Here is a 6444-nt window from a genome sequence, read left to right on the forward strand (position 1 = left end):
GTATATATGGTAAATGGTAAGAAGCCGTATTTTTTTAAGTAAGATGTTTGGAAAACGAAAAATAGACTTTCTGAAATCGCCGCTAATAATATAAATAACCCCCCGCTATTTAATTGAATAGCGTCGCCTTGGCTAAATGAAATTAAGGCAATTCCTGCAAAACTCATTACACCACCGATCCAGCCATTTAATTTCATTTTTTCATTCAAAAAAACAGAAGCAAGAATTGCCGTCACTATTGGAGTGACTGAAATTATTAAACTTGCAGATCCAGCATTTACTGTTTTTTCGCCGTAGTTTAATGCGATGTGATAAATAGTAAACCCTAAAGCACCAAATATAAAAAATGCTGGGATATCCTTTAAATCCGGTAGTCGTAGTTTGTATATAAATGAAAATAACAAAAGTATAAATGAAGCGATTAATAAGCGTAGTAAAGTAAGGTGTTCCGGCGTATAAGATTCAAGCCCCATACGAATTGCTGGAAAAGCAGTTCCCCATATAAGAATTGTAAAAGCGTGAGCACATATAATGCGTAAATCCCATTTTTTATTATGCATGTTTTCTCTCCCTCCCTAATAAACCAACCATTTTTAAATTACCAATTATTTCTTTTCATCATATTTAATAGTTGATACAATGTCTTCAACCAGTTATTTATCGGAAAAACCAACCACTTTGAATCTTTTAAATAAACGAGGGAGTTTTTTATATGACAAACGATAAAAAAGTGCCCAAATATCGGCAGATAATAGACTATATGAAAGAAAAAATTGAAAACGGAGAATGGCCAATTGGAAGTAAAATCCCTAGTCAGCGGCAGTTAGCAAAATTATTTCATGTAAATCGAAGTACTGTAATAACTGCGCTAGATGAACTTATGGCAGATGGTTTAATTCAAGGACAAATCGGAGCAGGAACAATTGTAACAAATAATACATGGTCATTATTAGCAACTAATCCCCCGCCTGATTGGAGTGAATATGTAAAGGCAGGTATTCATAAACCAAGTAAGTTAATGGTGCGAGAAATAAATGAAGCAGAAGCAAATAAAACGCTTATCCATCTTAGTAAAGGTGAACTTGCACCTCATCTTTTCCCGCTCGAAACTATGCAATCTATAATAAAAAACGTCAGTGAGGAATTAGATTATTTCGGATACGAAGAACAAAAAGGTTTTTATCCGTTACGTGAAGCAATAAGCAAATATGTAAGATCATTTGGAATACATGCATCACCGGGTTCTATATTAATAGTGTCTGGTGCACTCCAAGCATTACATTTAATATCAATTGGTCTTTTACATAGAAAATCAACTGTTTTACTTGAACAACCTTCTTACTTATATTCACTTCATGTTTTTCAATCAGCAAATATAAATTTATCCGGTATATCAATGGATCATCACGGTATTTTACCTAACGACTTATTAAAACGAATTAAATATAGTCAAAAGAATAATATTTTATACTCAATCCCTTGTTTTCAAAATCCAACGGGGATATTGATGTCCAAAGAGCGAAGAAAAGAAATATTAAAAATATGTGAAAAAGAGCAGTTGCCTATCATCGAGGATGATATTTACCGGGAGTTATGGATTGATGAATCACCTCCAGCTCCTTTAAAGTCGATGGATAAACATGGACATGTATTATATATTGGTAGCCTCTCTAAAACACTTAGCCCTGGACTTAGAATTGGATGGATAATTGGACCAGAGCCTGTTATTGATAGATTGTCAGATATAAAAATGCAAACAGACTATGGATCGAGTTCTTTATCTCAAAGAGTAGCTGCTGAATGGATAAATGAAGGTTTTTATGAAGAACATGTAGCAAACGTAAGAATGCACCTGAAAGAACGAAGACAAATAATGATACGAGTTTTAAATAAATATTGTGCAGATATTGCATCGTGGGATATTCCTAGTGGTGGAGTTTTTATATGGCTAAAGGTTGTACATAACATTCCGATGAAAAAACTATTTTCAGAGGCACTATCAAAAGGAATTCTTTTAAACCCGGGACGTATTTATGAAGAAGAATCAGATCAGTACATTCGTTTATCATATGGATATGCTTCTCCAGAACAAATGACTTACGGGGTTAAATTGCTCAGTGAATTAATTCGGAAGTTAACAGCATAAAAAAATCCTCTTTTGTTTTTCGAGGATTTTTTTACGTATCTTATTTACCACAATTTCATTTCCTGCCCTAATAAAATAAGTTCTTCATAAGGATCTCCGTCAATATTTAATACTTGAGCAAAAGCAGGTTCTGTTTTTAAACCTTGTTCCTTTAAGTGAATAACTTCTTCCCTTATATGGGGATGCTGCATTAATAACATGTGCTCCACTATCATATGTCTATATGCATTTTGATTACGCACTGGCTTAGGTTGAGCAAATAATTCAAATTCAAAACCTTCGAATTCAAAATTCACCTTTATCGATTCAGTACCTTTCATTTTTTTCTTTTTTATATTGAACCCTCTATAAGAAACATATAAAGATCTCATTTCCTGCTCAAAAACATCAAAGTTATATACTTCCATTACAATATCTAAGTCAGATTGAGGAGTATCAATTCTTATAGGGATTGTCCCGCAAAGAACGGGATTATATAAAGCTAAATCCTCCATAATATTTAGTTTGTTCAAAACATCATATACTTTTTGTTGCTTGTCATTCCCTGATTGTAAATATGTAATAGATGTAAACATGGAAGTCTCTCCTTCATTTCACGTAATACGTGTCTCACTAAACTCAAGAAAAATTTGTCCGTTTAAACTTGTTCTTGAAGTACCTTTACTTCAATATATTAAAGTGAATAAACAATATGTTTCAACTTTTCTCCTATGCTGCAATACTATAAAAATAAAAAGGGAGGAATTATGATGAGCATTTTCAACATTCTTTTAACCATCCACATATTATTTGGAATGATATGTTTAATAACTGGGATAATAGCGATGGTTGCTCAAAAGAAGAAAGGTAAACATACGGAATGGGGTGAAATATATCACGCATCCTATGTCGTTATCACCGTTACTGCCATTATATTATCCATTATAAACTGGGATAAAATCGCATATTTATTTTATGTAGCAATCTTCTCTTATTCATTTGCGATTTATGGATACCTTGCACGAAAAAAACGTTGGAAAAATTGGCTCCATCACCACATTAGAGGTATGTTAGGTTCTTATATAGGTGCAGTCACCGCACTTTTAGTAAATGTCGGCATCCATATTCCCATTATAAATTTACTTCCGCCAATATGGTTTTGGTTTTTACCCACCTTAATTGGTATCCCCCTCGTAGCCAGTGTATCAAAAAAATATAAAAAGCGTAGTTGAAATTAATTACATTTTGATTACTTTCTGATTATTAGAATGAAAAATTATAATCTATGTATCACGAATGATATCATGAGTGCTCGCCCTATGAATATTTAAAATAAAATGCCGCCCAACAGGACGGCTCTTATTTTTACTTTACAAACGTAACATATTCACCAGAAACCCATTGATTTCCACCAACATTATACCAACCATCTTTATATCCAAATGATTGATATTTTTCACCTTGATACACGTTTTTCACAATGCCGTAATTTGTTCCTGGGCCGGTACGAACACGTAATACATCAGCGATTATAGTAACTACACCTATACCCTCATTTGATGATTGTGAAGGTGTTGGCACATTTCCTCCCGTATAACGAATATATGATGGATCGTTAAAAATCCACTGATCGCCACCGAGATTTAACCAGCCATTTGATTGCCCAAATACTTTGTAGGACTCTCCTTTCCCTAATTGACGAATAACGCCATATCCAGTACCAGGTCCTTTTCGTAAATTTACATTACTACCGTTAATATAAGCAATCCCTACACTATCATTCGACGTGGGAGGAGCCACTACGTTTTGAGCACCTTTTCCAAAAGTATCCGTTCCATATCCTTTGTAGTTATATTGCAAATGCGGGCTATCTACAAATCCTTTCCAGTCACCGCCCCATTCAAAACCAATTTGTTTAGCATAACGAATTGCTGATGCCCACAGTTCTTTATTATAGCCATTCCAATCTTCTGTACCATTCGACTGAATTGGAACAAAATCTAATGCCTGTCCTACTAAGTGATATGAGCGCATCGTTTGTGATGCTCCTTTACGAACATATTCACGTTGTTGCTCGACCGTTCGGATTGTTTCATAAATTAATACTTCAATTCCATTGTCGATACAGTACTGATACCACTTAAAAGCTGCAGCTTTCGTATTATCCGCTAATTTATTCAGATTACTTACATTTCTATTGTGGTATTTCAATATGCAACATCTCCTTTTCTATTATCCTATGCAAAACTCGTCTCACGGGTTGTACATATACCTACAACGATACGAAGTACAAATACATAGGAAGCCAATTCAGCTAAAAAGGTTTTCACTTCTAGCTTCAAACTTTGTAAGTTGAAATCGAAGCAATAAAAAAACCACAACTTAAGTCTTCCAGTTGCGGTTTTTGGTATTTTCTTTTTATATGCTACATGCCTTCTTGCATTGATAATCCTAATATACAGGTTGTGTAAATTTTTCCTTTATGAATAACACTTCTTATTCATGACTTTTCAAATCCAATAATATTGAATGTAAACGATCCGGATCATTAGTAAACATCCCATCAACGCCCCATAAAAGTAACTTTTTCATATCTTTTTCATTATCTACAGTAAATGGATGAACTTCTAATCCGTGTTTCTTTATTCTCTTTACATAAGCGGAATCAATATATTTATAGTTCATCCCAAGACCGATGCAGTATGTTTTATACTTTTTTATCTCTAATTCAGTTAATTGAACTGCCTTTTTGTAAGGTAGTAATTGTACTAGCGGTAAAGTAACATCTAAACTATGAATTTTTTGCAGACTTTCTTCACTAAATGATTGAATAATAACGTTATCACTTATTTCGTAGTGCTTTATAATTTCTAATAGCTTCTCTTCCATACCAGCGTATTCATCTGGTGATTTTGTTTCAATATAATAGTTTGCACCATTCCCGAACGTTTCAATAATTTCTTCTAGTGTTGGGACTTTAGCATCTTCAAAGTCTTTCTTTGCTAAACTTGGATGCTTTTCATTGAAAAAAGAACCTGCATTAAGTTTCTTTATTTCTTCTAATGTATGTTCCTTAACTAGACCCGTACCATTTGTAGTGCGGTTTACTGTTTCATCATGCATAGCCACTAAATGTCCATCTTTTGTCATTTGAAGATCAATTTCTATATAATCTCCATTCATTTGTTGGCCTAATTGATATGCTGCTATTGTATGTTCAGGTGCATACGCAGAAGCACCTCTATGTGCGATATTTTTTATATGATTTGATTGATTAATAGCTTTAGTATACTTATGTTTATTTATTTTCTGAAAAACAAAGATACTTATTACTATAAAGGCACAAATTATTGTAGCGAGATATATCTTTTTCATAACGATTTATAAGCTCCTATATAAAGACGATTTAACTTGAATGATTTACTCAATTAAATGTCGATTTTCCAATACAGTCATTTTGCCAATAGCTTGAAATCCCGATTTTTTATAAATGTTGATTCCATCGGGTGAAGCTTGTAACACACAATACATATTTTTTAATTTTTGTGCTTCTTGCAGAAGGAAATTGAACATAGTAGATCCGAATCCTCGTCCTCTCATTTTCTCTTTAGTTGCGATGTCATAAATACCAATACTATCTTTTGAACATATCAATGAACCAACAGTTACGACTTCCCCTTCATAAAATCCTAAAAATAGTTTCATATTTTCACTGTTCCATAAATCAAGATTAGAAATTTGATTATAGAATGCTTGTACATGTATACCTTCTTCTGATGTGCCGAATAGATTAGCTAACATTTCTCCAAATTTTTTTATTTGTGCAGGTGAAGATGCCTGTTGAATTGTAAAACTTACTGGCATGTTTATTGTTGGAGAAATTGTTTTTAAGTCTGCTACCATCGCAATATTTTGCTCCGCTTCTTTTAAACCGATTTTATTTAACTTGCTTTTTATATCCCGCTCTTGCTCCTCATCCCATAACCAAACACTCATTGGAAATTTCTTTTGATTATAGTATTCTACCTCCTTATATAATTTCTCTATCCCTACCGTTAAATTATTGTTTAGTAGAGTGATGATATTGAATGTATCGGCAGGTAATCCGCAATCAACAGCAATATAATCTTTCGTTTCTTTTATACTCATTCCGGGCACAAATTGCGCAACATATGAATTTTTAAATGCAAAGTTATCTATTAGTAGTTGTTTATAATTCATCAATAGTTCTCCTTTTCATAAAAAGTAATCCTCGAATTCTTCTATATTAAATATAACATATTAGAAATTTACCTTTTTCTATAAAAAGTACCTCTTTA

General features: G+C 33.1%; 7 protein-coding genes. 2 read left to right on the forward strand and 5 right to left on the reverse strand.

Annotated elements, in window-relative coordinates; all coding sequences use genetic code 11:
• Positions 1-560: DMT family transporter (locus ACQGS6_RS20905; RefSeq protein ID WP_426965524.1), on the reverse strand; the 560-nt coding region annotated here is incomplete at its 3' end.
• 152 nt (positions 561-712) lie between these two features.
• Here ACQGS6_RS20905 and ACQGS6_RS20910 point away from each other — a divergent pair.
• Positions 713-2146 (forward strand): PLP-dependent aminotransferase family protein, encoded by a 1434-nt coding sequence (locus tag ACQGS6_RS20910; protein ID WP_000180305.1) that lies wholly within the window; start codon positions 713-715, stop codon positions 2144-2146.
• A gap of 44 nt (positions 2147-2190) precedes the next feature.
• On the opposite strand, the gene ACQGS6_RS20915 is transcribed toward ACQGS6_RS20910, so the two are convergent.
• Complete coding sequence (locus tag ACQGS6_RS20915; RefSeq protein ID WP_426965525.1) at positions 2191-2721, reverse strand: DUF4269 domain-containing protein; 531 nt, start codon at positions 2719-2721, stop codon at positions 2191-2193.
• A 174-nt stretch (positions 2722-2895) separates the two neighbouring features.
• Between ACQGS6_RS20915 and ACQGS6_RS20920 the strand changes: the two genes are divergently transcribed.
• On the forward strand, positions 2896-3357 hold the full coding sequence (locus ACQGS6_RS20920; RefSeq protein ID WP_000021726.1) for a hypothetical protein: 462 nt from the start codon (positions 2896-2898) through the stop codon (positions 3355-3357).
• A 133-nt stretch (positions 3358-3490) separates the two neighbouring features.
• Here the strand turns inward: ACQGS6_RS20920 and ACQGS6_RS20925 are convergent, their stop codons facing one another.
• The 3 genes from ACQGS6_RS20925 to ACQGS6_RS20935 all read right to left on the reverse strand — a co-directional run bounded on the left by ACQGS6_RS20925 (position 3491) and on the right by ACQGS6_RS20935 (position 6346).
• Positions 3491-4336 (reverse strand): SH3 domain-containing protein, encoded by an 846-nt coding sequence (locus ACQGS6_RS20925; protein ID WP_000873732.1) that lies wholly within the window; start codon positions 4334-4336, stop codon positions 3491-3493.
• Positions 4337-4621: 285 nt separating this feature from the next.
• The gene (locus ACQGS6_RS20930) at positions 4622-5500 is read right to left on the reverse strand and encodes a glycerophosphodiester phosphodiesterase (RefSeq protein ID WP_426965526.1); all 879 of its coding nucleotides are present in this window, start codon (positions 5498-5500) and stop codon (positions 4622-4624) included.
• 45 nt (positions 5501-5545) lie between these two features.
• Entirely contained in the window at positions 5546-6346 is an 801-nt protein-coding gene (locus ACQGS6_RS20935; RefSeq protein WP_426965527.1) for a GNAT family N-acetyltransferase, read from the reverse strand.
• Positions 6347-6444 lie beyond the last annotated feature (98 nt).

The sequence above is a fragment of the Bacillus sp. GMs2/2 genome, assembly GCF_050172095.1.
Classification (GTDB): domain Bacteria; phylum Bacillota; class Bacilli; order Bacillales; family Bacillaceae_G; genus Bacillus_A; species Bacillus_A cereus.